Here is a 25101-nt window from a genome sequence, read left to right as displayed (position 1 = left end):
GGATGACCGAAACTTTCGGAAGCCCGCCGCCTGATCCTCTCCTGGATCAGGTCGATCAGGTCGATCAGCTCGATCAGCTCGATCGGCTCGATCCGGTCGACGGAGCGGTCCCGGACGGCGGCGGTTCGGTGACGTCGGGATGGCGGGCGCCTGTGTTCGTCCTGAGAAAAGTGAGATTTTCCCAAGAAAGCCACCCCGGGCACGGCCGTTGAAATAATTCGGACTTACGTTCCTCTTCGTGACCGGAGACGACGAGAACAAGGACGAGAACGAGAAGGACGCGGACAAGAAGGACGAGGCGGGGGCCAAGAACGGGCACGTGGGCGGACGTGGAGGCCGGCGGTCGACCCTCCTCAAGGCCGCCGGCCTCACCCTGGCGGGCGCCCTGGTGCTCGGGGTCGGCACGGCGGGCTGGGCCTACTGGCGTCTGAACAGCAACATCAAGAGCGTCGACATCGACAGCGCGCTCGGCGACGACCGGCCGGCCAGGCCGGGGACCACACCGGCGCCCGCCGGATCGGCGTCCCCGTCGGCCGCCGCCTCCCCGCCGCCGACCGGGGCGCTGAACATCCTGGTCCTCGGCTCGGACTCGCGCAGCGGCGCCGAGAACCAGGAACTCGGCGGCGGCAGCAGCTCCGGCGCCCGTTCCGACACGGCGATGGTCGTGCACATCGACGCGGGGCGCACGACGGCCACCGTCGTCAGCATCCCGCGCGACACCCTCGTCACCCGTCCGTCCTGCCCGCTGTCGTCCGGGGGTTCCACGGCGGTGGCGTACGGCGCGATGTTCAACAGCGCGTACGCGGTGGGCGGTCCGGTCTGCGCGGTGAAGACCGTCGAGTCGCTCACCGACGTGCGCATGGACCACTACATCGAGATCGACTTCTCGGGCTTCGCGAAACTGGTGAACGCCCTCGGCGGGGTCACCGTCACCACGGACGAGGACATCGACGACGACGACAGTCACCTGCGCCTGGCGGCGGGCACCCACCACCTCGACGGCAGGCGGGCCCTCGCGCTCGCCCGCACCCGGCACGGCATAGGCGACGGCAGCGACCTCGGCCGCATCGGCCTCCAGCAGAAACTGGTGAAGGCCCTGCTGGAGCGGATCGCCTCGATCGACCTGCTGACCGACCCCGCCAAGTTCTACGAGGTCGCCGACGCCGTCACCGGCAGCCTGACCACCGACACCGGCCTCGACTCGCTGGGCGAACTCGGCGACCTGGGCACGAGCCTGCGGGACCTGTCGGCCGACGCCCTCAGGACGGTGATGATGCCGGTGGTCACCGCCCCCTCGGACCCCAACCGGGTGGTGGCGCGGGAACCCGCGGCGAGGGAGCTGTGGGAGTCGCTGCGCTGAACCGGGCTCAGGCGAGGGAGCCGGGGGAGCCGCCGCGCCGAACCGGGCTCGAGGGCCGGGAAGAGGCGGGCCTCGCGTCCCGGAAAAAGATTCCCGGAGGAACTTCGGCGCCCGTGTCGATCCGCCCGGCTCCCGTTCGACGCACAGGTGAGAGGCGGGGAGAGACCCCGCCCGGGAGACTCGTCACCGTACGGGTCGCCCACCGCCGTGAGGAGTCACCATGCCCCGCTATCTGTCGCTCGTGCGGATCGACGAGTCCGCCGCGCCCGCCGAAGGCCCCAGCCCCGAGCTGATGCGGCGGATGGGTGAGCTCATCGAGGAGGTCACCAAGGCCGGCGTCATGCTCGACACTGCCGGGCTGACCCCGACCGCGCAGGGCACCCGGGTGCGCTGGGAGGGCGGGCGGATCTCCGTCACCGACGGGCCGTTCACCGAGGCCAAGGAGGTCGTCGGCGGCTACGCCATCATGCAGTGCAAGGACCTCCCCGAGGCCATCGAGTGGACCAAGCGGTTCCTGAAGGTCCACGAGGAGTACTGGACGGTGACCTGCGAGGTACGGGAGATCGCCGAGGGCTGAGCCCTCCTTGGCCCAGGCCGGACAGGGCTGAGTCCCCCTTGGTCCGAGCCGGACGGGGCTGAGTCCCCCTTGGTCCGAGCCGGACGGGGCTGAGCCCTCCTTGGTCCGAGCCGGACGGGGCTGAGCCCTCCTTGGCCCGAGCCGGACAGAGGTGTTCGATGGGGGACTGTGAGCCCGCAGCCCCCCGCCGACCCGCGCGGCGCCATCGAGACCGTCTTCCGCCTGGAGTCCCCCCGCGTCATCGCCGCCGCCGCCCGGGTCGTGCGCGACGTCGGCATCGCGGAGGAGCTGGCGCAGGACGCGCTGGTCGCGGCCCTGGAGCAGTGGCCGCGCGACGGTGTGCCCGACAACCCGGGCGCCTGGCTGGTCACCGCCGCCCGCCGACGCGCCGTCGACCTGGTCCGCCGCCGGGAGAACTACGCCCGCAAACTCGCGGAGATCGGCCGCGACCTGGAGACCACCGTGCCCGCGGCGGAGCCCGCCGACCCGGACGACATCGACGACGACCTGCTCCGGCTCGTCTTCACCGCCTGCCACCCGGTGCTGTCCGCCGAGGCCCGCACCGCCCTGACCCTGCGGCTGCTCGGCGGCCTCACCACACCCGAGATCGCCCGCGCCTTCCTCACCCCGGAACCGACGATCGCCCAGCGCGTCGTCCGCGCGAAACGCACCCTGGCCGCCAGGAACGTGGCCTTCGAGGTGCCCCACGGCCCCGACCGTGAGGCCCGGCTCGGCTCGGTGCTCGACGTCATCTACCTGATCTTCAACGAGGGGTACGCGGCCACGGCCGGTGACGACTGGCTGCGCCCGGCGCTGTGCGAGGACGCCCTGCGGCTCGCCCGGCAGCTGGCGGCGCTGATGCCCAAGGAGGCGGAGGCGCACGGCCTGGCGGCGCTGCTGGAGTTCCAGGCCTCGCGCACGGCCGCCCGCACCGCACCCGACGGCACCCCGATCCTGCTCAGGGACCAGAACCGCCGCCGCTGGAACCGCATGCTCGTCGCCCGTGGCGTCGACGCCCTCGCCCGCGCCGACGCCACGGCCACCGGCGCCCCGGGCCCCTATGTCCTTCAGGCCGCGATCGCCGCCTGCCACGCCCACGCGTACACCTACGAGGAGACCGACTGGCCGGCCATCGCCACGCTCTACGGCCTCCTCGCCGCCCGCGCGCCCTCGCCGGTCGTCGAACTCAACCGCGCGGTGGCCGTGTCGATGACAGAGGGGCCGGCCCCGGCCCTGGCCATCGTCGACACGCTCGCCGCCGAACCCGCCCTGCGGGACTACCACTTGCTGCCCAGCGTGCGCGGCGACCTGCTGGCCCGACTGGGGCGTACGGCGGAGGCGCGCGCGGAGTTCGAACGGGCGGCGGCGCTGGCGCGCAACGAACGGGAACGGGAGTTGCTCCTGCGCCGGGCGGCGGAGCTGTCCTAACCGACCGGGGCGGGCCGGCCGATCAGCATCGTCGGCGCGCCCGCGACCCGGGTGAGGAACACCGTCGCCGCGTGGGGCCCCTGCGGCTTGACCTTGCGGCGCAGTTCCTCCGGCTCCACCGCCGACCCGCGCTTCTTGACCGTCAGCACGCCGACCTCCCGCTCGCGCAGCAGCGCCCTCAGCTTCTTCAGGTTGAAGTGGAGCTGGTCGGTGATCTCGTACGCCGAGGCGTACACCGTCGGGCGCAGTTCGTCCGCCGTGACGTACGCGATGGTCTCGTCGACGAGTCCGCCGCCGACCTCCTCGGCCACCTCGGCGACCAGATGGGCGCGGATGACGGCGCCGTCGGGCTCGTACAGATAGCGGCCGACGGGACGGACCCCGGGGTTCGGCAGGCCGCGGGAGAGCAGGCTGCGCGGGCCGGGCAGCAGGGTGGCGCGCACCGCCCCCGGGGCCGTCCCGAACCACAGCACCGCCTCCTTCACGTCCCCGCCGTCCGAGATCCACTCGGCCTCGGCCTCGGCGGGAACCGCCTCGTGCGGAATGCCGGGCGCGACCTTCAGAGCGGCGTGCGGGGCCTTGCGGGCCGCGTCCACCGCCCACGACAGCGGCGGCGAGTACGCCTCCGGGTCGAAGATGCGGCCACGGCCGCCCCGGCGTGCCGGGTCCACGAAGACGGCGTCGTAGGACGACGCGTCCACCTCCGTGACGTCCGCCTCCCGCACCTCGATCAGACCGGCCAGCCCCAGCGCGTCGGCGTTCGCGCGTGCCACGGCCGCCGTCGACGGGTCGCGGTCCACGGCGAGGACGCGGATGCCCGCGCGGGCGAGCGCGATCGCGTCGCCGCCGATACCGCAGCACAGGTCGGCGACCGAGGTCACGCCGAGCTCCGCGAACCTTCGCGCGCGGTACGTCGCCACCGACGCGCGGGTGGACTGCTCCACTCCGTTCGGGGTGAAGAACATCCGCTCCGCGTCCTCGGCCGCGAACTTCGCCGCCGCCCGCTGCCGCAACCGCGCCTGGCCGAGTGCCGCCGACACCAGCTCGGCGGGGTGGTCGCGGCGCATCCGGGTGGCGACGGCGAGTTCGTCGGCGGGGGCGGTGTCGCGCACCTCGTCGAGGAGGGCGCGGCCTTCGGGCGTGAGGAGGGCGTGCAGGTCGTTCACCGGCTCATTGTGGGCCAGTCGGTGGACGGTGTGCCTCCGGTGGCGGTGTCGGGGCGGGTTCGGGGCTGTGGCCTGGGAGGATCCGGCACCATGCGAGTGGTCGTACAAGATGACAAAAGTAGTTTTGTAGGGATGTCGAGGAGCTCCGGAGCTCGCCGGGCCGCCCGGTTCCGTCGGCTCTCCCGGCTCTCCCGGCTCTCCGGGGTCCGTCGGCTCTCCCGGCCCTCCCGGTTCCGTGGGGGCATCGCCGTGCTCGCCGTCGTCGCCGTCGCCTCGGGCTGTGCGCAGGGCGACGACGAGGGGGTCCGCCCGGCCCCCGGACAGCCGCGGCCCCTCCTGGCACCCCCGGCCCGCGCCCTCGACTCCTACGCGAGCAAGCTGCGTGCCGACTACGCGACCCGGGCCGCCGCGGCCAGGCACTGGGGTCTGAAGAAGGTCCCCCTGCTGCCCCCGCGGCCCCCGGCGCGCAAACCGAAGATCATCGCGCGCGACGGCTTCGAGGTCGACGGCCAGGAGGAACTGGACCTGCCCCCGGTCTTCACCTCGATCCCCACCAAGAAGAAGATCGTCTTCCTCACCATCGACGACGGCTCCGACAAGGACCCGACGTTCCTGCGCATGATGAGCGACCTGAAGATCCCGTACACCGCCTTCCTCAGCGACTACCTGATCAAGGACGACTACGGGTTCTTCAAGAAGATGCAGCGCAGGGGGGTGGTCCTGAACAACCACACCCTCCACCACCCCTACCTGCCCGGGCTGTCGTACGACGAGCAGAGGCACGAGATCTGCGCCATGCAGGACGTGATCGAGAGGCACTACGGCAAGCGCCCGACCCTCTTCCGCCCGCCGTACGGCAACTACAACCAGGACACCCTGCTCGCCGCGAAGTCCTGCGGCATCAAGTACGCCCCGATCTGGGACGAGGAAGTCTTCGTCGACCACTGGGAGTACCGCGAGTGGGACCAGGACCTGCACCCCGGGGACATCATCCTCACCCACTTCCGGGGCCGGTCCGACTGGGACGGCACGATGCCCGACATGATCCGCCGGTTCATGAAGAAGGTGACCGGCGAGGGGTACGCGGTGGCCCGCCTGGAGGACTACCTGTGAGGCTGCGGGCGCTGACCGCGGGAGCGCTCACCACGGGACTGCTGGCGTCGGCCCTACTGCTCACCGGCTGCGCCCAGTCCGTCGACCCGATCGAACGGCTGGGCAAGAAGGCGGCCCAGCGGGTACGGCCGCACGGCCCGGCCGGCCGGCCGGGCTACCGCCACTGGGGCCTCACCGCTCCGCTGGCCCCGGCGCCCAGCCCGGCGGCCCGGCCGCTCGCCGGTACCGAGGGCCGCGGTCTTCCGCCGGTGGTCGACCATGTGGCGACCCGGGACAAGGTCGTCTTCCTCACCTACGACGACGGCGCCGAACGCGATCCGCTGTTCGTCGACATGGTCCGTGAACTGCGGCTGCCGGTCAGCATGTTCCTCACGGACAGCGTCGTCGGACCGGCGTACGGCCACTTCGCGCGGCTGCGGTCGGTCGGCGCGAACCTCCAGAACCACACCCTCGACCACCCCTCCCTGCGGGGGCTGCCCTACGCGGGCCAGCGCGCGGAGATCTGCGGCCAGCAGGACAAGCTCAAGTCCCGCTTCGGCGTGCGCCCGCGCCTGTTCCGGCCGCCGTACGGGACGTACGACGACACCACCCTGCGGGCCGCGGCCGACTGCGGGATCGCGACGGTGGTGCTGTGGCGGGTGTCGATGGGCACCGACGACCTGACCTACACCGGGGACGGCGCCCACCGGCTGCTGCCCGGCGACATCGTGGCCGTCGGCCCGGACGAGACCCCGACCCCGACCCTGCGCGAGCGCACGACCCGCCTGCTGCGCGCCATCCAGGAACAGGGCCTGACGGTGGCCCGACTGGAGGACTACGTCTGATTCCCCCTCCGCGAGCCCGGGGGTGGTTCAGGGCCGGCCAGGGGGCCCGACGCACCCGAATACCGACGCCGCGCCGCGATCAATTGGCACTCCGCTTGACCGAGTGCTAATCGCGGTCATAGTCTCGGCCCTGGCACTCCCCACTGGAGAGTGCCAACAGCGACGGGCAGGTCCGGCACCCGCGACGACGGATCCACCTGGTCGCCACCTCAGACAGTTAACCCCGTGAGATCTCCGAAGGGGGAGGTCGGATCGTGACGACCACCAGCTCCAAGGTTGCCATCAAGCCGCTCGAGGACCGCATTGTGGTCCAGCCGCTCGACGCCGAGCAGACCACGGCCTCTGGCCTGGTCATCCCGGACACCGCCAAGGAGAAGCCCCAGGAGGGCGTCGTCCTGGCCGTGGGCCCGGGCCGTTTCGAGGACGGTAACCGTCTTCCGCTCGACGTCGCCGTCGGCGACATCGTGCTGTACAGCAAGTACGGCGGCACCGAGGTGAAGTACAACGGCGAGGAGTACCTCGTCCTCTCGGCTCGCGACGTTCTCGCGATCATCGAGAAGTAGTCACCTCGCTTCTTCGCGAAGCACTTTGCTTTTCAGCTGCGCCCCTGGCCCCCGCGACCATTAATCAGCCGGGCGTCGGGGGCGCAGCGTCGTTCACCCTGAGATTCACCTCGAGATTTCCGAGAGGGCCAACGCTCCCATGGCGAAGATCCTGAAGTTCGACGAGGACGCCCGTCGCGCCCTCGAGCGCGGCGTCAACAAGCTTGCCGACACGGTCAAGGTGACGATCGGCCCCCGCGGCCGCAACGTCGTCATCGACAAGAAGTTCGGCGCCCCGACCATCACCAACGACGGCGTCACCATCGCCCGCGAGGTCGAGATCGAGGACCCGTTCGAGAACCTCGGTGCCCAGCTGGTGAAGGAGGTGGCCACCAAGACCAACGACGTCGCTGGTGACGGCACCACCACCGCCACCGTGCTCGCCCAGGCGCTCGTGCGCGAGGGCCTCAAGAACGTCGCCGCCGGCGCCTCCCCGGCCTCCCTGAAGAAGGGCATCGACGCGGCCGTCAAGGCCGTCTCGGAGGACCTGCTCGCCTCGGCCCGCCCGATCGACGAGAAGTCCGACATCGCCGCCGTCGCCGCGCTGTCCGCCCAGGACCAGCAGGTCGGCGAGCTCATCGCCGAGGCGATGGACAAGGTCGGCAAGGACGGTGTCATCACCGTCGAGGAGTCCAACACCTTCGGTCTGGAGCTGGACTTCACCGAGGGCATGGCCTTCGACAAGGGCTACCTGTCGCCGTACTTCGTGACGGACCAGGAGCGCATGGAGGCCGTCCTGGAGGATCCCTACATCCTCATCAACCAGGGCAAGATCTCCTCCATCCAGGACCTGCTGCCGCTGCTGGAGAAGGTCATCCAGACCAACTCCTCGAAGCCGCTGCTGATCATCGCCGAGGACGTCGAGGGCGAGGCCCTGTCGACCCTGGTGGTCAACAAGATCCGCGGCACGTTCAACGCCGTCGCCATCAAGGCCCCCGGCTTCGGCGACCGCCGCAAGGCGATGCTGGAGGACATGGCGATCCTGACCGGCGCCACGGTCATCGCCGAGGAGGTCGGCCTCAAGCTCGACCAGGCCGGCATCGACGTGCTCGGCTCGGCCCGCCGCGTCACCATCACCAAGGACGACACCACGATCGTCGACGGCGCGGGCAACACCGCGGACGTCCACGGCCGCGTCGCGCAGATCAAGGCCGAGATCGAGAACACGGACTCCGACTGGGACCGCGAGAAGCTCCAGGAGCGCCTCGCGAAGCTGGCCGGCGGCGTGTGCGTGATCAAGGTCGGCGCCGCCACCGAGGTGGAGCTGAAGGAGAAGAAGCACCGTCTGGAGGACGCCATCTCCGCGACCCGCGCCGCGGTCGAGGAGGGCATCGTCTCCGGTGGTGGCTCCGCTCTGGTCCACGCCGCCAAGGTCCTCGAGGGCAACCTCGGCAAGACCGGCGACGAGGCCACCGGTGTCGCCGTCGTCCGCCGCGCGGTCGTCGAGCCGCTGCGCTGGATCGCCGAGAACGCCGGCCTGGAGGGCTACGTCATCACCTCCAAGGTCGCCGAGCTCGACAAGGGCCAGGGCTTCAACGCCGCCACCGGCGAGTACGGCGACCTGGTCAAGGCCGGCGTCATCGACCCGGTGAAGGTCACCCGCTCCGCCCTGGAGAACGCGGCCTCCATCGCCTCCCTCCTCCTGACGACCGAGACCCTGGTCGTCGAGAAGAAGGAAGAGGAAGAGCCGGCCGCCGGCCACAGCCACGGCCACTCGCACTGACGCACACCGGCAAGCAACACCGGTAGGCCGTGCCGCCCAGGCACCCCTCACCGGCCCGGTCGCTTCGCCCCGTCGCACCGCGGCGGGGCGAAGTGCTGTCCCGCGGCCTGGACATCGACCTCCGGCGCAGTGAGCCTCGCTCGGCACCGAGGGACCGTCCGAAACCGGTCCCGGCTCCGGACAGGCCCTCGGCCAGGTCGAAGGTCATGCCGAACCGCCCCGTCAGTCGCGGCGGATCAGCTCCGGATCGATCCGGCGCCCGGCCAGGGGCAGTGAGCCCGCTGCCGCTGCCGCCACCACTCCCGCCGCCGCCACCGCCAGCAGGGGGAGGCCGGCGACATCCCAGCGGATCGCCCCGCCACCGGTGATCAGATAGCTGGACTCCGCGAGCTTCCCGGTGACGACCGCCAGGGCGAGGCCGAGACCGAGCGGCAGCACCACCTGGAGGCACTGCACGGCCCGCATGGTCCGGGCCCGGGCACCGATCAGGGTGATGGCGGTGACCTGCGCACGGCGTTCGACCGCGCGGTCGGTCACGGACACCAGGAACGCGGCCACGCCGATGACCAGCCCCATGATCATGCCGAGGGCCAGCAGGGTCTCGACGACCGCGATCTGTTCGAGCCCCTGCACGTTCAGCCCGACCAACTCGACCTCGGCGACGGGCGCGATCGCCCCGATGCCGTCGAGGACCTGGCGGACCTGCCCCGGCTCCGAGCTGCTGGTGAGTACGAGGTCGGCGTCACGGGGCCGGGCGTGTGCGGGCAGCGCCGACGGAGGGACGAGGAGTTCGGCGTTGATCACGGCGGACGCGGAGTACCCGCTGTAGACGATCTCGTCGGTGGGGAAGCCGATGTCCAGGTGCCCGGTTTCGCTCCCCGACAGGCGGAACCGGAACGGTGTGCCCGGCTTCACCCCGGATCCGGAACCGGAGTTGGGGTCGACGAGCTGCATCACCTTGCCGTCCACACAGCCCTCGGAGCGCTGGACCATGCGCTCCAGTTGCGCGCAGCTGGCGACCAGGGCGATGGTCGACGACGCGAACGCGTCCTCGGGACTGTTTCTCGTGAGGTCGACCCAGGAGTTCATCATGACCGCGTGGGAGCGCACCCCGGCCAGGTCGTGGAGCTCGCCCTGCTCGCCCGGCGTGAGAGCGGACAGGGCCAGGGAGTAGTCCTGCACCGGTCCGGACGGCCGGCTGACCTGCTCCAGCTGGATGAGCACACCCTGGGCGAGCGAGGCGGCGTAGACGAGGAGCACGAGACCGGTGACGACCCTCATCGTGCTCCCGGGCTCCGCCTCGTTGCGGCGCATCGCCAGGTTGAGCGTGAGGGACTGCGTGGACGCCGCCAGGCGGCGGGCGAGGACGTACGAGATCAACGGGAGCGTGAGCACGAGCCCGACGCCGGTCAGTACGACGCCGCCGACCACGAGCAGCGCGTTCACGCCCAGACTCGACGCGGGGTGCCCGAGCGCACCGCTGACGCAGAAGCCGGACACGATGCCCATGCCGGCGATCAGGAGGAGAGCGCCCCATTTGGACGGCGGCCGCGGGAGCGCGGTGCGGCGTACCGCCAGCGGGTTGGCGGCGGCTTCCCGCGCGCTCCTGCGGCCGACGAACCAGGCCAGAGCCGGGCAGCCGATCAGACACACGGCGACGGTCGTCGCGGACAGGGCGCCGTCGCCGGGATACCACCGCAGCGCGGGCAGCCCCGTCCTGGCCATCACCTGGTTGAGGACCCCGTACTCACCGAGGCCGAGCACCGCGCCCAGCAGTGCGGCCATCACGGTCTCCGCCGCGTTCACCCGCTGGGTGCCCTTGACGCTGAGGCCGAGCAGGCGCAACGCCGCCAGGCGCCGCGTGCGGCTGGCGGCGGACAGCCGCGCGCAGACGGTGAGGAAGATCCCCAGGGGCAGCAGAACCAGCGTGGCCAGGGCGAACCGTACGTCCGTCAACGTGGACGGCTCCACGGCGGGGGACGGGGCGTAGTCGTACCCGAACCCCTTCAGGGTCCGGCCCTCGTGGGCGATCCGGTCGCGGGTGGTGCCGACGTACGCGTACAGCTCGTCCGGGTGCGCGAGCCCGGCCCCCGCGATGGTTCCCTTCTCCCGTCCCGGCAGCAGCCCCTTGACGGCGGGCGCCTCGCGCAGGAGGTCGTGGACCCGTGGCGAGACGAACACCTCGCCGGGGCCGGGGAGCCGGGTCAGACCAGGCGGGGCCGACCGCGTTCCCTCGGTGCCCCGGGCGATGAACACACGGGTGAACGGCCTGGATCCGTACGCGTCCGAGCGCTGCACGACGAGCGTGCCGTCCGCCGGTCCTCCGGAGGAGGTGACGGGCTGCCGTGCCGCGGCCCGGCCGTCGTGGGCGTGCAGGATCGCCGGCACGGTGAGGACGAGGGCCAGGCAGCAGACACCGAGGGAGCCGCCGGCCGCCATCAGGAAGAAGCGGGTGCGGTTGCCCCGCCCCGCACCGAAGAGCAGTCGCAGACCGAGCAGGAATTCCGTCACGCCGCACCTCGCGGCGTGAGCACCCCGTCCGCCATGGTGTAACGGGTGTCGGCCTGTGCGGCCACTCCGTGATCGTGCGTCACCAGGAGGACGGCGGTGCCCTGCGAGCGGGCCAGTCCGAGGAACTCCTTGAGCACGGCGGAGGCGTTGGCGCTGTCCAGGGAGCCGGTCGGCTCGTCCGCGAAGACGACCGCGGGCCGGTGGACCAGGGCGCGTGCCACCGCGACGCGCTGGCTCTGTCCGCCCGAGACCTGTGCGGGCCGGCGTTCACGCAGCTCGCCGAGGCCGAGCCGCTCCAGCACTTCGCCCGCTCTGGCGAGAGCGGGCCGCTTGCGCTGTCCGGCCAGGCGCAGCGGCAGCGCGGTGTTCTCCTCGATGGTCAGCTCCGGCAGCAGTTCGCCGTACTGGAAGACGAACCCGAAACGTTCCCGGCGCAGGGTGCTGATCTCGTCGTCGGAGAGGTCACCGAGTGAGCGCCCTTCGAAGCGCACCTGACCGCGGGTCGTCGGCAGGACGCCGGCGAGGCAGTAGAGCAGCGAGGACTTTCCGGAGCCGCTCTGCCCTGTGAGGGCCACGACCTCACCCGGGGCGACCGAGAGGTGGGCGTCGCGGACGGCCTGCTGGTTGCCGTAGGAGAGGTCGATCCCTACGGCCGAGATGATGTCTGACGTACTGATGGCTTCCCCCAAAGAAGCGAGCGGGCCCAGGGGTATGTGTCCCTGGGCCCGCGGTCCTGCCGGAGCTCCGCCTACCTCTGGTAGTGCTTCGTCGACGAACAGTTGTCAGGGTTGAGCGAGCCCTTGTCACGGCAGACGCGGATGTAGGCGTCGTCGGTGTGCAGAGCGGCGCCGTCCCAGTTCAGCTGGTCGAGCGGAACGGTCCGCTTCTGCTTGCCGTTGTAGCGGCTCCAGTCGTAGCCCTCGACGCGGACCTGCACGTAGACGTTGTGACCGTCATCGTTGTCGGTGTCTTTCAGCTTGCCCTTCCACTCGAAGGCGCCGTGGTTCTGGTGCGCGGGCCAGAAGGCGTACTGGCCGCTGGTGAACGAAGCGCCGCCGGTGGACAGCGTCGGAATGGTGTGCCACGAGACGGCTGCGGCCGTCCCCGCGCTGAGGGCGAACAGGCCTGCGGCTATCGCGCCGACTGCCAACTTGCGTATGTTTTCCTCCCGTTGTTCATGCATGGCGCCGGATGGTCAGGTCCGGAGCCGCCGTGAACCTAGCAGCCATGAACGGGGGTGAATGGCATGGTCAATTCAACTCTGTCCACTTTCGATCAGGTTTCCGAGTGGTCGGCTTTGCCTTCGCTCGACCTTTGCATGGCTTGGGCTTGGCCATCAGCTGAGCTTTATCTGAGGGATGGTGACGAATCGTCAGTGTTGAGCGGCACGGAACTCGATGCCGTCGTCCCACCGGTCACGACCACTCGGACGGTCCTGCCGGGGCCGCGGGGTCGTCGAGCGGAGCGTGAAGGTGGTCACGGGGAGGTCGGCGCCGCGTCCGGAAAAGCCCTCGTTCCCGGTGTCCGGGAACGAGGGCTTCGCCCCTCGCGGGTCCTTGGAACGGCGACGGCTCAGTTCTCCAGTGCGTCCAGCACCCCCAGCTGCGCCATCAGCCCCAGCCTGTCGTACTGCCACCACCCCTCGACGATCTTCCCGTCCGCCCCGCACCCGAAGACGGTCGTGCCGGTCATCGTGACCTGCCTGCCGGTGGCCGGGATCCCCAGGAAGTCGCCGCGGTGCGTGCCCTGCCACGTCCAGCGCGTGCACACCTGCTCGCCCTGGGCGATCTGGTCCTGCACGGTGAACGTGAAGTCGAAGGCGCCCCGCCACATCTCCAACTCGCGCCGCAGGCCGTCCAGGCCGAGGATGTCCTGCTCGTTGGCGGGATCGTGGTCGTGGTAGTTCTCCGTCATCACCTCGTTCAGCGACGGCAGTTCACCGCGGGTGGCGATCAGGTCGAAGAACCTGCGCGCGTTGGCCGCGTACAGCGGCTCGTCGCGTACCACCTCGAGATCCGTGAACGTCGGCATCTCGTCACAGAGGGCGACGATCTCCCGGAAGATCTTGTCGGTCTCGGGGAGGTTCGAGGTGCGCATGGCGTCCTCGTACGAGGGGAACTCCACGATCTCTATGAAGTGCGAGCCGTCGGATCTGTCCCTGGCGACCAGATCGTGCGTCGCGCCGCGCTTCCCCCTGGTCTGCTCGACCCAGGTGTCCATCAGCCGGTTCATCTCGTCGAACCGGCTCGTCTTGCACTCGATGAGCTGTACGAACGTCATGACGCCGCCTCCGGCCCCCCTGGGTCCGGGATCCCTCACTCCCATTCTCCCACCGGAGCGGCGACGTCACCCCCTTCGTACCGGGGTTCACTGGGGTCCGTACTTGCGCCCCGTCCTGGAGGTGACGCCGCCCAGCAGCCCCCGTGGTGTCACCTTCACCAGTCCCATCAGCGCCTTGTAGCGCGGATCCGGGACGGACAACGACTTCCCGCGCGCCAGATCGTCCAGCGCCGCCGCGACCAGTTTGTCGGCGTCCAGCCACATCCAGCCCGGGATGTTGTCCGTGCCCATACCGGCCCGCTCGTGGAACTCGGTGCGTACGAAGCCGGGGCACAGCGCCATCAGCCGAACGCCGGTGCCGGTCAGATCCCGCGCGACGCCCTGCGTGAACTGCACGACCCACGCCTTGGACGCCCCGTACGTCCCCCGGGGCACGAAGGCCGCGACCGAGGCCACGTTGACGACTCCGCCGCGGCCACGCTCCCGCATCCCCTCGGTCGCCGCCGCCGTCAGCCGCAGCACCGCCTCGCAGTGCACCTTGAGCATCTTCAGCTCGTCGGCCATCGACACCTCGAGGAAGCGGCCCTTGTTGCCGAAGCCCGCGTTGTTGACCAGCAGGTCGACGGGGTTCCTGCGGTCGGCGAGCCGGGCGGCCACCGTGTCGATGCCGTCGTCCGTCGCGAGGTCGGCCGTCAGCACCTCCGCCTCGATGCCGTGCCGGTCGTGCAGCTCGGTCGCCTGCTCCCGAAGCCGCTTGGTGTCGCGCGCCACCAGGACGAGGTTGTGCCCGTCCGAGGCGAGCCGCCGCGCGAACGCGGCACCGATGCCCGCGGTCGATCCCGTAATCAGAGCCGTTGTCATGGCCCAAGGGTAGTTACCCGGACCGTTCGCGTCCGCTCCGTCCGCCGGGCCGTGGGGACGGTGCGGTCGCGCTCGCGCGGGACGTGTGACAGCGGTTCAGGCTCCGTGGCGCTCGACGTACTTCCGCGCCGCCGCCAGCGCCTCCGGATGCAGTGCGGCGCCCGCCGGGAGCAGCCGCGGCAGCAGCTCCCGCTCGGTGGTCCCCGCCCTGAACTGAAGGGCCACCGTCACGTCGTGGTCCGGCCGGTGCACGATCTCGACCGGATCACCGGCCCGGATCTCACCGGGCTCGATCACCCGGAGGTAGGCGCCCGGGGCACCCTTCCGCGTGAACCGTTTCACCCACCCCCGCTCGCCCAGATGGCCCTGGAACGTGCGGCACGGGATCCGTCCGCAGGTCACCTCCAGCACCAGCGCGGGCCCGACCCGCCAGCGCTCGCCGATCAGGGCGCCGGACACGTCGAGCCCCGAGGTGGTGAGGTTCTCCCCGAACGCGCCGTTGCCCAGCGTCCGGCCGAGCTCGCGCTCCCAGTCGTCGAGGTCCTCGCGCGCGACCGCGTACACGGCCTGGTCGTCGCCGCCGTGATGGCGCTTGTCGCAGACCGCGTCCCCGGCCAGCCCGCTCGCGCCGATCCCCTTCGGCCCGGGCGCGCTCACCCGTACCGCCTCGTCCGTCGGCCGTTTGTCGATGCCGGTCAGGCCCTGCGGATGGTCCGCGTACGACACCGCCCGCGGACGGCCCAGGTTCACCGAGAGAAGCTTCATGGCCGCACGTTAGACGACCGTGACCCAAAGCGTCGACGCGGTATCGGGCAAAGTATCCAAGGTCCCCTTATGCTCGCAGGGTGATCGAGGCCCGTCATCTCCGTGTCCTGCGCGCCGTCGCCGCCACCGGTTCCTTCTCGGCGGCCGGGCGTGAGCTGGGCTGCACCCAGCCCGCGGTCAGCCAGCAGATGAAGGCACTGGAGTCGTCGGTCGGCACCCCGCTGCTCGTCCGTACCGGCCGCGAGATGCGGCTGACCCAGGCGGGCGAGGCCCTGGTCCGGCACGCGGCCGGCATCCTCGCCGGCCTCACCGCGGCCGAGGAGGAGGTCGCCGCCATCGCCGGCCTGCGGGCGGGCCGGGTCCGGCTGGTCTCCTTCCCCAGCGGCAGCTCCACGCTCGTCCCGACCGCCCTCGCCGCCCTGCGGGCCGCGCACCCGGGCACCCGGGTCTCCCTGGAGGAGGCCGAGCCGCCCGAGTCGGTCGAGAAGCTCCGCGACGGCGACTGCGACGTGGCGCTCGCCTTCCGCTACGAGGACGCGGCGGGCGAGGAGGAGTGGGACGACCTCGTCGTACGGCCGCTGCTGACCGACCGGCTGGTGGGCCTGGTGCCCGAACGCCACCGGCTCGCGCGCGCCGAGTCCGTCGCGATCGGCGAACTCGCCCAGGAACCCTGGATCGCGGGCTGCCCGCGCTGTCGAGGTCAGCTGGTGGAGGCGTGCGCCAAGGCGGGCTTCGCCCCGCGCATCGACTTCGCCACCGACGACTACCCGGCGGTGGTCGGGCTGGTGGGCGCCGGTCTCGGCGTCGCCGTCCTGCCCCAGCTCGCCGTCGAGTCCGTGCGGCCCCGGGGAGTACGGACCGTGACGGTGGAGCCGCCGGTACGGCGGAGGATCGTCGCACTCACACTGCCCGACCTGGCTCAGGTGCCGGCGGTGGCGGCGACGCTGGAGCAGCTGGAGCGGGCGGCCCTGCGCTGAAGCGCACTCCGAGGACGCGCGCTGGAGACCTGCGTCGAAGGGCCCGCGCTGATGACCTGCGTCGTGCTCAATGACGCGCCGAAAAGCTGAAGCACGCGCTGAAATGCGGAAATGGCGGCGGGCACGCGTACGCGTGCCCAGTATTCATCCGTACATCTGGAGTCACCCGAACATCTGGAGTCATCCGTACATCCGGACATCTGGACATCTGTTGCGACCTGAATAGCTGTGTTCAGCAGTACATCCGTGTTCATACACCTTTGAAGAAACGTTCCTTCAGTTGTTCGAGCCGCCGTCCCCGCCGGCGGCCGACGCCGATACCAGTCGGTTGCGCGCCCGGCCCATGAGCTCCTCGCGCTCGTCCTCGGTCAGTCCGCCCCACACGCCGTACGGCTCGCGCACTGCCAACGCGTGCGCCGCGCACTGCGCGCGGACCGGGCACCTCATGCAGACCTCCTTGGCCGAGTTCTCACGAGCGCTCCGGGCCGCCCCGCGCTCGCCCTCCGGGTGGAAGAACAGCGAGCTGTCCACCCCGCGGCAGGCGGCGAGGAGCTGCCAGTCCCACAGGTCCGCGTTCGGTCCGGGAAGGCGGGAGAAATCTGCCATTACGTGACCCCTTGCAGCCGTTCTGAGCGGATACGGTGCTCACGACCGTACATCTACGGTCTAAGGAGATGAAAATATGACTCATTGCGAATCTAGCCTCAGACACCAGCAGAAGGGAAGAAATAGGGCTAAATGGGGCGCGGGTTGTGGTGAAAGGGCGAGGGTCTGCCGCGCGCATCTGCGCCGTGTCCGTCCCCTCACGTAGAGTGCCGAAGATGGCACACGGCCCCGTAACTCTTTCGAGTGACCGTCGTTGAGAGTGCGGAGGCGGTTGAGAATGCAAACGCTCGGGCAGGCGTCCGAGACGGTCGACCGCACAGGTGACGATTTCGTACCAGCCTGGAGGCACAAGGTGACGCGCATCAGCTGCGGAGGGCGGCCATGACATCCGTCCTCGTCTGCGACGACTCCCCGCTTGCCCGAGAGGCGCTCCGCCGGGCGGTCGCGACCGTACCCGGTGTGGAGCGTGTGACGACGGCGGCCAACGGCGAGGAAGTCCTCCGCCGCTGGGGTGCCGACCGCTCGGACCTGATTCTGATGGACGTACGCATGCCCGGCCTGGGCGGCGTCGAGACCGTCCGGCGGCTGCTGTCCGCCGACCCCGGTGCGCGCATCATCATGCTCACCGTCGCCGAGGACCTGGACGGAGTCGCCCTCGCGGTGGCCGCCGGCGCCCGCGGCTATCTGCACAAGGACGCCTCGCGCGCCGAACTGCGTGCCACGGTCACGCAGGCCCTCGCCGACCCGACCTGGCGCCTCGCCCCGCGCCGACTGCGCTCGGCCGAGATGGGCGCCGCGCCCACGCTCACCGCGCGCGAGATCCAGGTCCTGGAGGGCATGAGCCACGGGCGCTCCAACGCGGAGATCGGCCGTGAGCTCTTCCTCTCCGAGGACACGGTCAAGACCCACGCGCGACGCCTCTTCAAGAAGCTCGGCGCCTCGGACCGGGCGCACGCGGTGGCGCTCGGGTTCCGCTGGGGCCTGGTGCGCTAGGCGTGCCGGGTGAGCGCAGTGTGTCGCCGCGGGGGCAGCAGGACCCGTAGGAAGTCCCAGGTAATCCCCGCCTACCTCATGGTGGGCGGGGGTGGCAACCGGGCTCGCCCGGTGCCCGCTGCTCGTTTCGCCGCGGATGCCGCATCCTTGAGGTGTGGAGTTCCTCGGGGACGAGTCGGTCAAGCGGAAGGGGAGGGCGCACGGGATGAGTTCCAGCGCACCTGCTCATAACGCTTCGGTGCACAACGATGGACGTGGTGCCACGGAGCAGTCGGCCGCAGGGCACCATGGTCCGATGCGCGAGGACGACGTGGCCACTGCCCCAGGGGCGATCGGTGCACTGGTCCATCGCGCCGTCGACGGGGACGAGCAGGCCACGCACGACCTGCTCGCCCATGTCCACCCCCTGGCGATCCGGTACTGCCGCACCAGGCTGTCCCGGCTGCCCGGCGACGCGCGCCACTTCGTGGAGGACCTCGCGCAGGAGGTCTGCGTGGCCGTCCTCCTCGCCCTGCCCCGCTATCGCGACACCGGACGCCCCTTCGAGGCGTTCGTCTTCGCCATCGCCGCGCACAAGGTGGCGGACCTCCAGCGTGCCGCGATGCGTCACCCGGGCTCGACGGCCGTCCCGTCCGACGAGATGCCGGAACGGCCCGACGACTCGCTGGGTCCCGAGGAGCGCGCCCTGCTCAGCAGCGACGCCGAGTGGGCGAAGAAACTGCTGGCCAACCTGCCCGAGAACCAGCGTGAGCTGTTGCTGCTGCGCATCGCGGTGGGGCTGACGGCGGAGGAAACCGGCCAGATGTTGGGAATGTCACCCGGCGCGGTCCGGGTGGCGCAGCACCGGGCGCTGAGCCGGCTGCGGGCGCTCGCCGAGCAGTAGCGGCCGCCGTGTCGAGCCCTGGCGGCGGCCCGTTCTGAACGGGCGCCCCGATGCTTCCGTACGAACATACGAAGCCAGGAGTCGGCGGGAACCGTGGAATGAGGGAGCTCCGCTTCCCGTTAGCATGGACATCCGCACCGATCAAGGCCATTTGGGGAAGGTGTCATGACTGCCAACGTCGACGGAGTGCCCGGTAAATTCGCGACACTCGGGCTGACCTACGACGACGTGCTGCTGCTGCCGGGCTCGTCGGACATGGCACCCGACGAGATCGACACCGCCTCGTACGTCTCCAAGAACGTGCGGGTCAACATCCCGCTGCTGTCCGCGGCCATGGACAAGGTCACCGAATCGCGCATGGCGATCGCGATGGCCCGCCAGGGCGGCGTCGGCGTGCTGCACCGCAACCTGTCGATCGAGGACCAGGCCAACCAGGTCGACCTGGTCAAGCGCTCCGAGTCCGGCATGGTGGCCAACCCGATCACCATCCACCCGGACGCCACGCTCGCCGAGGCGGACGCGCTGTGCGCCAAGTTCCGCATCAGCGGCGTCCCGGTCACCGAGGGCGCCGGCAAGCTGCTGGGCATCGTCACCAACCGTGACATGGCCTTCGAGAGCGACCGCGCCCGCCGGGTCCGCGAGGTCATGACCCCGATGCCGCTGGTCACCGGCAAGGTCGGTATCTCCGGCGTCGAGGCCATGGAGCTGCTGCGCCGGCACAAGATCGAGAAGCTTCCGCTGGTCGACGACCAGGGTGTCCTCAAGGGCCTGATCACGGTCAAGGACTTCGTCAAGGCGGAGAAGTACCCGAACGCGGCCAAGGACGCCAAGGGCCGGCTGCTGGTCGGTGCCGCCGTCGGTGTCGCCGGTGACGCCTTCGAGCGGGCCCAGGCGCTGGTCGAGGCGGGCGCCGACTTCATCGTCGTCGACACCGCGCACGGTCACTCCCGGCTGGTCGGCGACATGATCGCCAAGATCAAGTCGAACTCCGCCGGCGTCGACGTCATCGGCGGCAACGTCGCCACGCGTGACGGCGCCCAGGCCCTCGTCGACGCGGGCGCCGACGGCATCAAGGTCGGTGTCGGTCCCGGTTCCATCTGTACGACCCGTGTGGTCGCCGGCGTCGGCGTCCCCCAGGTCACGGCGATCTACGAGGCCGCGCTCGCCGCCCGCGCGGCCGGTGTCCCGGTCATCGGCGACGGTGGCCTGCAGTACTCCGGCGACATCGCCAAGGCCCTGGTCGCGGGCGCCGACACGGTAATGCTGGGCTCGCTGCTCGCGGGCTGTGAGGAGTCGCCGGGCGAGCTGCTGTTCATCAACGGCAAGCAGTTCAAGTCGTACCGCGGCATGGGTTCCCTGGGCGCCATGCAGACCCGCGGCGACCGCAAGTCGTTCTCCAAGGACCGCTACTTCCAGGAGGGCGTCGCCTCCGACGAGCAGCTGATCCCCGAGGGCATCGAGGGCCAGGTGCCCTACCGCGGCCCGCTGTCCTCGGTCGTCCACCAGCTGGTCGGCGGTCTGCGCCAGTCGATGTTCTACGTCGGCGGCCGGACGGTCCCGGCCCTCCAGGAGAACGGCCGGTTCGTACGGATCACGTCGGCGGGTCTCAAGGAGAGCCACCCGCACGACATCCAGATGACGGTCGAAGCGCCGAACTACAGCCGCAACAAGTGACGCGCACGCAGGCGTGAAGCGCCTGTCAGGTACGCCGAGGGCGGCCCCGGAACGCTCCGGGGCCGCCCTCGGCGTACCCGTCGGCGATACTGGAAGACGCTGAAACGCAGAGGAAAGGCCACAGACGTGACTGAGATCGAGATCGGGCGCGGCAAGCGCGGCCGCCGGGCGTACGCCTTCGACGACATCGCCGTCGTCCCCAGCCGCCGTACGCGGGACCCGAAGGAGGTCTCGATCGCCTGGCAGATCGACGCCTACCGCTTCGAGCTGCCCTTCCTGGCCGCCCCGATGGACTCGGTCGTCTCCCCGGCCACCGCGATCCGCATCGGTGAGCTCGGCGGTCTGGGCGTGCTCAACCTCGAGGGCCTGTGGACGCGGTACGAGGACCCGCAGCCGCTGCTCGACGAGATCACCGGGCTGGACGACGAGACCGCGACCCGGCGCCTCCAGGAGATCTACGCGGCTCCCATCAAGGAGGAGCTGATCGGGCAGCGCATCAAGGAGGTGCGCGACTCCGGTGTGGTCACGGCGGCCGCGCTCTCCCCGCAGCGCACGGCCCAGTTCTCCAAGGCGGTCGTCGACGCGGGCGTCGACATCTTCGTCATCCGCGGTACGACGGTGTCGGCGGAGCACGTCTCCGGCTCGCACGAGCCGCTGAACCTGAAGCAGTTCATCTACGAACTCGACGTCCCGGTCATCGTCGGCGGCTGCGCCACCTACACCGCGGCCCTGCACCTGATGCGCACCGGCGCGGCCGGCGTGCTGGTCGGCTTCGGCGGCGGCGCCGCGCACACCACGCGCAACGTCCTGGGCATCCAGGTCCCGATGGCCACGGCCGTCGCCGACGTGGCCGCCGCCCGCCGTGACTACATGGACGAGTCCGGCGGCCGGTACGTGCACGTGATCGCGGACGGCGGCGTCGGCTGGTCCGGCGACCTGCCCAAGGCGATCGCCTGCGGCGCCGACTCGGTGATGATGGGCTCCCCGCTCGCCCGTGCCACGGACGCGCCCGGCAAGGGCCACCACTGGGGCATGGAGGCGGTAAACGAGGAGCTGCCGCGCGGCAAGAAGGTCGACCTCGGCACGGTCGGCACCATCGAGGAGGTCCTCACCGGCCCGTCGCACACCCCCGACGGCTCGATGAACCTCTTCGGCGCCCTGCGCCGCGCCATGGCCACCACCGGCTACAGCGAACTCAAGGAGTTCCAGCGCGTCGAGGTGACGGTGGCGGACTCGCAGCACAAGCGGTAGGGCGTGTACGTCGGTACGACGGATGTGAACGCGCAGCGCAAGCGGTAGGGCGTACGTAGGTACGACGGATGCGAAAGGGCCGGCCACCTGTCGAGGTGACCGGCCCTTCGTCGTGCTCTGTGCCCCGTGCCCCGTGCCCTGTGCTCTGTGCTCTGTGCACTGTGTTCTGTGTTCTGTGTCTGCGCTCTGTGTCGAGGGCCCGCGGCCCGGTTCGGACGGGTGTGCACCCCGGCTCACAACCGGTGCGCCGCCCCCGTCGGCGTGGCGCCCCGGGTGTCCAGCAGGAGTTGGGCCTTCACCGACAGGCCCTGCATGTCGTACGTGCGGTGCTGCTGGAGCAGGATCGTCAGGTCGGCGTGGGCGGCGGCCTCGTAGAGGGAGTCCGCGCGCGGCACCGGGCGGTCAAGGACGCTCCACGACGGGATGTGCGGGTCGTGGTAGCTGACGGAGGCCCCGAGTTCCATGAGCCGGACCGCGATCTCCTGGGCGGGTGTGGCCTGCTGGTCGGCCAGGTCGGCCTTGTAGGTGACGCCGAGCAGCAGCACGCGTGCGCCGCGGGCGGACTTCCCGTGCTCGTTCAGCAGGGCCGCGGCGCGCTGGACGACGTACCGGGGCATCCGGCTGTTGACCTGCTGGGCCAGTTCCACCATCCGCAGGGTGCGGCCCGCGTGGGCGCTCAGGTCCTGGGGGACGGCGTGGCCGCCGACGCCGGGGCCGGGACGGAAGGCCTGGAAGCCGAAGGGCTTGGTCTCCGCGCAGCGGATGACGTCCCAGAGGTCGACGCCGAGGTCGTGGCAGAGAACGGCCATCTCGTTGACGAGGGCGATGTTGACGTGGCGGTAGTTGGTCTCCAGGAGGTGCACCGTCTCGGCTTCGCGTGGTCCACGCGCGCGTACCACCTTGTCGGTGAGCCGGCCGTAGAAGGCGGCGGCCGACTCGGTGCACGCGGGCGTGAGGCCGCCGATCACCTTGGGGGTGTTGGCGGGGGTGAAGTCCCGGTTGCCGGGGTCCACCCGGCCGGGCGAGTAGGCGAGATGGAAGTCGCGGCCGGCCCGCAGTCCGGAGACCTCCTCCAGCAGCGGGCGCAGGAATTCCTCGGTCGTCCCGGGGTACACGGGCGATTCCAGGATCACGGTGGTGTGCGGTCGCAGGCGTTCGGCCAGGGTGCGGGCGGCCGACTCCACCTGGTTCAGGTCGAACCCGCCGTCGGCGGCGCGTGGGGTCGGCGCGCAGATGACGGCGGTGCGGACCCGGCCGAGGTCGGCCGGGTCGGTCGCGTTCCGGAAGCCCCCCGAGAGCATCCGGCGCAGTTCGGCGGGGCTGAGGGAACCGGGCTCCGGCCCGGTCCGGTAACCGAGCGTGTTGATGCCGGCGGCGACGGCTGCCTGGGCGAGGGGCAGGCCGAGAGGACCGAGTCCGATGACGGCGAGGTCTGCGGGCATGGAGTGGGCCGTCCTTCCCAATAGCCGAAACGGGACAGGTGCGCAAGCCCTGTGGACAGGACGAGCGAAGCGCAATGTCAGACTAGGAGTAAATATGACCGTTATGTGGGATTGGTCGGCTGCGTTTTCCGGTAGTCCCGCGAATGTTGTCCACAGGCTGGGGGCGACTGGTGGCTGAAGTCGGGCAACCCGGTCAGGATTGGGGCATGGGGGCATACGGGCCGGGACGCGCCCCACGGGTGCGGCCGGCGCGACCGACGAGCGGGAGGCAGCGGTGAGGACAGCGACACTGGGACCGGCGCAGCGCGCCGAGTCACTGGCGGCCATGGCCGAGCGGGAACTGGACGTGCTGGTCGTCGGCGCCGGTGTCGTCGGCGCGGGCACCGCGCTCGACGCCGTGACGCGCGGCCTGTCCACGGGGCTGGTCGAGGCCCGTGACTGGGCGTCGGGCACGTCGAGCAGGTCCAGCAAGCTGATCCACGGCGGACTGCGCTATCTGGAGATGCTGGACTTCGCGCTGGTCCGGGAGGCGCTGAAGGAGCGCGGCCTGCTGCTGGAGCGGCTCGCGCCGCACCTGGTCAAGCCCGTGGCGTTCCTGTACCCGCTCCAGCACCGCGGCTGGGAGCGGCTGTACGCCGGATCGGGCGTCGCGCTCTACGACGCCATGTCGATGGCCCGCGGCCACGGCCGGGGACTGCCCGCACATCGTCATCTGTCCCACCGTCACGCCCTGCGTGTCGCCCCGTGCCTGAAGAAGGACGCGCTCGTCGGCGCCCTCCAGTACTACGACGCCCAGATGGACGACGCCCGGTACGTGGCCACGCTGGTGCGCACGGCCGCCTCGTACGGCGCGCTCGTCGCCAACCGCGCGCGGGTGACCGGCTTCCTGCGCGAGGGCGAACGCGTGGTCGGCGCCCGGGTCCAGGACGTCGAAGGGGGCGGGGAGTACGAGGTCCGCGCCAAGCAGGTCGTCAACGCCACCGGTGTGTGGACCGACGACACGCAGGCCATGGTCGGGGAGCGCGGACAGTTCCACGTCCGGGCGTCCAAGGGCATCCACCTGGTCGTGCCCAAGGACCGCATCAACTCCGCGACCGGACTGATCCTGCGTACCGAGAAGTCCGTCCTGTTCGTCATCCCGTGGGGCCGGCACTGGATCATCGGGACCACCGATACCGACTGGAGCCTCGACAAGGCCCACCCGGCCGCCTCCAGCGCCGACATCGACTATCTGCTGGAGCACGTGAACTCGGTGCTCTCGGTGCCGCTGACCCGTGACGACGTCCAGGGTGTGTACGCGGGACTGCGCCCGCTGCTGGCCGGCGAGTCGGACGCCACCAGCAAACTGTCGCGCGAACACACCGTGGCGCATCCCGTGCCGGGGCTCGTGGTCGTGGCGGGCGGCAAGTACACCACCTACCGCGTGATGGCCAAGGACGCGGTGGACGAGGCCGTGCACGGGCTCGACATGCGGGTCGCCGAGTGCGTCACCGAGGACGTCCCGCTGCTGGGCGCGGAGGGCTACCGGGCGCTGTGGAACGCGCGGGCGCGGATCGCCGCGAAGACCGGGCTGCACGTGGTGCGCGTGGAGCACCTGCTGAACCGGTTCGGCTCGGCGGCGCAGGAGGTGCTCGACCTCATCGCGGCCGACCCCTCCCTGGGCGAGCCCCTGCAGGCGGCCGACGACTACCTGCGTGCCGAGATCGTCTACGCGGCCTCGCACGAGGGCGCCCGTCATCTGGACGACGTGCTGACCCGGCGCACCCGCATCTCCATCGAGACCTTCGACCGGGGCACGCGCAGCGCCCGCGAGGCCGCGGAGCTGATGGCGCCGGTGCTCGGCTGGGACAAGGACCAGATCGAGCGCGAGGTCGAGCACTACGAGAAGCGGGTGGAGGCGGAGCGGGAGTCGCAGCTCCAGCCGGACGACCTGACGGCGGACGCGGCACGGCTGGGTGCGCCGGACATCGTGCCGCTGTAGGCCCCCGCAGCCCGCAGCCCGCAGCCCGCAGCCCGCAGCCCGCAGCCCGCAGCCCGCAGCCGGCCCGGCGGCCGGTCCGCGGGC

The 25101-nt window shown here is 70.8% G+C and carries 23 protein-coding genes; 14 read left to right on the top strand and 9 right to left on the bottom strand.

What is annotated here, in order from left to right:
• The first annotated feature begins 2 nt into the window (after window positions 1-2).
• The 4 genes from ACWCQK_RS28705 (at window position 3) to ACWCQK_RS28690 (ending at window position 3365) form a co-directional block, all read left to right on the top strand.
• Entirely contained in the window at window positions 3-212 is a 210-nt protein-coding gene (locus ACWCQK_RS28705) for a hypothetical protein (protein ID WP_451159780.1), read from the top strand.
• Between the two features lie 107 nt (window positions 213-319).
• The gene (locus ACWCQK_RS28700) at window positions 320-1360 is read left to right on the top strand and encodes an LCP family protein (protein ID WP_451159940.1); all 1041 of its coding nucleotides are present in this window, start codon (window positions 320-322) and stop codon (window positions 1358-1360) included.
• 220 nt (window positions 1361-1580) lie between these two features.
• Window positions 1581-1937, top strand: a complete 357-nt coding sequence (locus ACWCQK_RS28695) for a YciI family protein (RefSeq protein WP_451159778.1) — start codon at window positions 1581-1583, stop codon at window positions 1935-1937.
• Between the two features lie 168 nt (window positions 1938-2105).
• A complete protein-coding gene (locus ACWCQK_RS28690; RefSeq protein WP_451159776.1) occupies window positions 2106-3365 on the top strand; it encodes an RNA polymerase sigma factor in 1260 nt (419 codons plus the stop codon).
• Here the strand turns inward: ACWCQK_RS28690 and ACWCQK_RS28685 are convergent.
• Window positions 3362-4531 (bottom strand): class I SAM-dependent methyltransferase, encoded by a 1170-nt coding sequence (locus ACWCQK_RS28685; RefSeq protein ID WP_451159774.1) that lies wholly within the window; start codon window positions 4529-4531, stop codon window positions 3362-3364. The genes ACWCQK_RS28690 and ACWCQK_RS28685 overlap by 4 nt on opposite strands.
• 132 nt (window positions 4532-4663) lie before the next feature.
• Between ACWCQK_RS28685 and ACWCQK_RS28680 the strand changes: the two genes are divergently transcribed.
• The 4 genes from ACWCQK_RS28680 (at window position 4664) to groL (ending at window position 8793) form a co-directional block, all read left to right on the top strand.
• The gene (locus ACWCQK_RS28680) at window positions 4664-5644 is read left to right on the top strand and encodes a polysaccharide deacetylase family protein (protein ID WP_451159772.1); all 981 of its coding nucleotides are present in this window, start codon (window positions 4664-4666) and stop codon (window positions 5642-5644) included.
• On the top strand, window positions 5641-6468 hold the full coding sequence (locus ACWCQK_RS28675; RefSeq protein ID WP_451159770.1) for a polysaccharide deacetylase family protein: 828 nt from the start codon (window positions 5641-5643) through the stop codon (window positions 6466-6468). The genes ACWCQK_RS28680 and ACWCQK_RS28675 overlap by 4 nt, the downstream gene beginning before the upstream one ends.
• Before the next feature lie 254 nt (window positions 6469-6722).
• Window positions 6723-7031: a co-chaperone GroES gene (groES, locus tag ACWCQK_RS28670; RefSeq protein WP_171145943.1), complete on the top strand. Its 309-nt coding sequence runs from the start codon at window positions 6723-6725 to the stop codon at window positions 7029-7031.
• A gap of 139 nt (window positions 7032-7170) precedes the next feature.
• The gene (gene groL / locus ACWCQK_RS28665) at window positions 7171-8793 is read left to right on the top strand and encodes a chaperonin GroEL (RefSeq protein WP_451159768.1); all 1623 of its coding nucleotides are present in this window, start codon (window positions 7171-7173) and stop codon (window positions 8791-8793) included.
• Between the two features lie 222 nt (window positions 8794-9015).
• Here groL and ACWCQK_RS28660 read toward each other — a convergent pair whose 3' ends face one another.
• From ACWCQK_RS28660 to ACWCQK_RS28635, 6 genes are all read right to left on the bottom strand, one after another.
• Window positions 9016-11304 (bottom strand): ABC transporter permease, encoded by a 2289-nt coding sequence (locus ACWCQK_RS28660; protein WP_451159766.1) that lies wholly within the window; start codon window positions 11302-11304, stop codon window positions 9016-9018.
• Entirely contained in the window at window positions 11301-11993 is a 693-nt protein-coding gene (locus tag ACWCQK_RS28655) for an ABC transporter ATP-binding protein (protein ID WP_451159764.1), read from the bottom strand. The genes ACWCQK_RS28660 and ACWCQK_RS28655 overlap by 4 nt, the downstream gene beginning before the upstream one ends.
• A 59-nt stretch (window positions 11994-12052) precedes the next feature.
• Window positions 12053-12454 carry a hypothetical protein gene (locus tag ACWCQK_RS28650; RefSeq protein ID WP_451159762.1) on the bottom strand — a complete coding sequence of 134 codons (402 nt, stop codon included), beginning with the start codon at window positions 12452-12454 and terminating at the stop codon, window positions 12053-12055.
• Between the two features lie 422 nt (window positions 12455-12876).
• On the bottom strand, window positions 12877-13584 hold the full coding sequence (locus ACWCQK_RS28645) for an ester cyclase (RefSeq protein ID WP_451159760.1): 708 nt from the start codon (window positions 13582-13584) through the stop codon (window positions 12877-12879).
• A gap of 87 nt (window positions 13585-13671) precedes the next feature.
• A complete protein-coding gene (locus ACWCQK_RS28640; protein ID WP_451159758.1) occupies window positions 13672-14445 on the bottom strand; it encodes an SDR family NAD(P)-dependent oxidoreductase in 774 nt (257 codons plus the stop codon).
• A 96-nt stretch (window positions 14446-14541) separates the two neighbouring features.
• Window positions 14542-15210: an MOSC domain-containing protein gene (locus tag ACWCQK_RS28635; RefSeq protein ID WP_451159756.1), complete on the bottom strand. Its 669-nt coding sequence runs from the start codon at window positions 15208-15210 to the stop codon at window positions 14542-14544.
• An 80-nt stretch (window positions 15211-15290) separates the two neighbouring features.
• Between ACWCQK_RS28635 and ACWCQK_RS28630 the strand changes: the two genes are divergently transcribed.
• Window positions 15291-16187: a LysR family transcriptional regulator gene (locus ACWCQK_RS28630; protein ID WP_451159754.1), complete on the top strand. Its 897-nt coding sequence runs from the start codon at window positions 15291-15293 to the stop codon at window positions 16185-16187.
• A 276-nt stretch (window positions 16188-16463) separates the two neighbouring features.
• Here ACWCQK_RS28630 and ACWCQK_RS28625 read toward each other — a convergent pair whose 3' ends face one another.
• A complete protein-coding gene (locus ACWCQK_RS28625; RefSeq protein WP_451159752.1) occupies window positions 16464-16793 on the bottom strand; it encodes a WhiB family transcriptional regulator in 330 nt (109 codons plus the stop codon).
• A 381-nt stretch (window positions 16794-17174) separates the two neighbouring features.
• Here ACWCQK_RS28625 and ACWCQK_RS28620 point away from each other — a divergent pair, with 381 nt between their 5' ends.
• The 4 genes from ACWCQK_RS28620 to ACWCQK_RS28605 all read left to right on the top strand — a co-directional run bounded on the left by ACWCQK_RS28620 (window position 17175) and on the right by ACWCQK_RS28605 (window position 21594).
• Window positions 17175-17786: a response regulator transcription factor gene (locus ACWCQK_RS28620; RefSeq protein ID WP_003948568.1), complete on the top strand. Its 612-nt coding sequence runs from the start codon at window positions 17175-17177 to the stop codon at window positions 17784-17786.
• A gap of 295 nt (window positions 17787-18081) precedes the next feature.
• Complete coding sequence (locus tag ACWCQK_RS28615) at window positions 18082-18669, top strand: sigma-70 family RNA polymerase sigma factor (RefSeq protein WP_451159750.1); 588 nt, start codon at window positions 18082-18084, stop codon at window positions 18667-18669.
• A 165-nt stretch (window positions 18670-18834) separates the two neighbouring features.
• A complete protein-coding gene (gene guaB / locus ACWCQK_RS28610; RefSeq protein WP_451159748.1) occupies window positions 18835-20343 on the top strand; it encodes an IMP dehydrogenase in 1509 nt (502 codons plus the stop codon).
• A gap of 126 nt (window positions 20344-20469) precedes the next feature.
• Window positions 20470-21594 (top strand): GuaB3 family IMP dehydrogenase-related protein, encoded by a 1125-nt coding sequence (locus ACWCQK_RS28605; RefSeq protein ID WP_385776443.1) that lies wholly within the window; start codon window positions 20470-20472, stop codon window positions 21592-21594.
• 233 nt (window positions 21595-21827) lie between these two features.
• Here ACWCQK_RS28605 and ACWCQK_RS28600 read toward each other — a convergent pair whose 3' ends face one another.
• A complete protein-coding gene (locus tag ACWCQK_RS28600; protein WP_451159746.1) occupies window positions 21828-23036 on the bottom strand; it encodes a nucleotide sugar dehydrogenase in 1209 nt (402 codons plus the stop codon).
• A 274-nt stretch (window positions 23037-23310) separates the two neighbouring features.
• Between ACWCQK_RS28600 and ACWCQK_RS28595 the strand changes: the two genes are divergently transcribed.
• A complete protein-coding gene (locus ACWCQK_RS28595) occupies window positions 23311-25017 on the top strand; it encodes a glycerol-3-phosphate dehydrogenase/oxidase (RefSeq protein WP_451159744.1) in 1707 nt (568 codons plus the stop codon).
• The last annotated feature ends 84 nt before the right edge of the window (window positions 25018-25101 follow it).

It is taken from the genome of Streptomyces sp. NPDC002306 (assembly GCF_053593435.1).
Note: the sequence above shows the minus strand (reverse complement) of the source record. Positions and strands in the feature narration are given on the sequence as shown.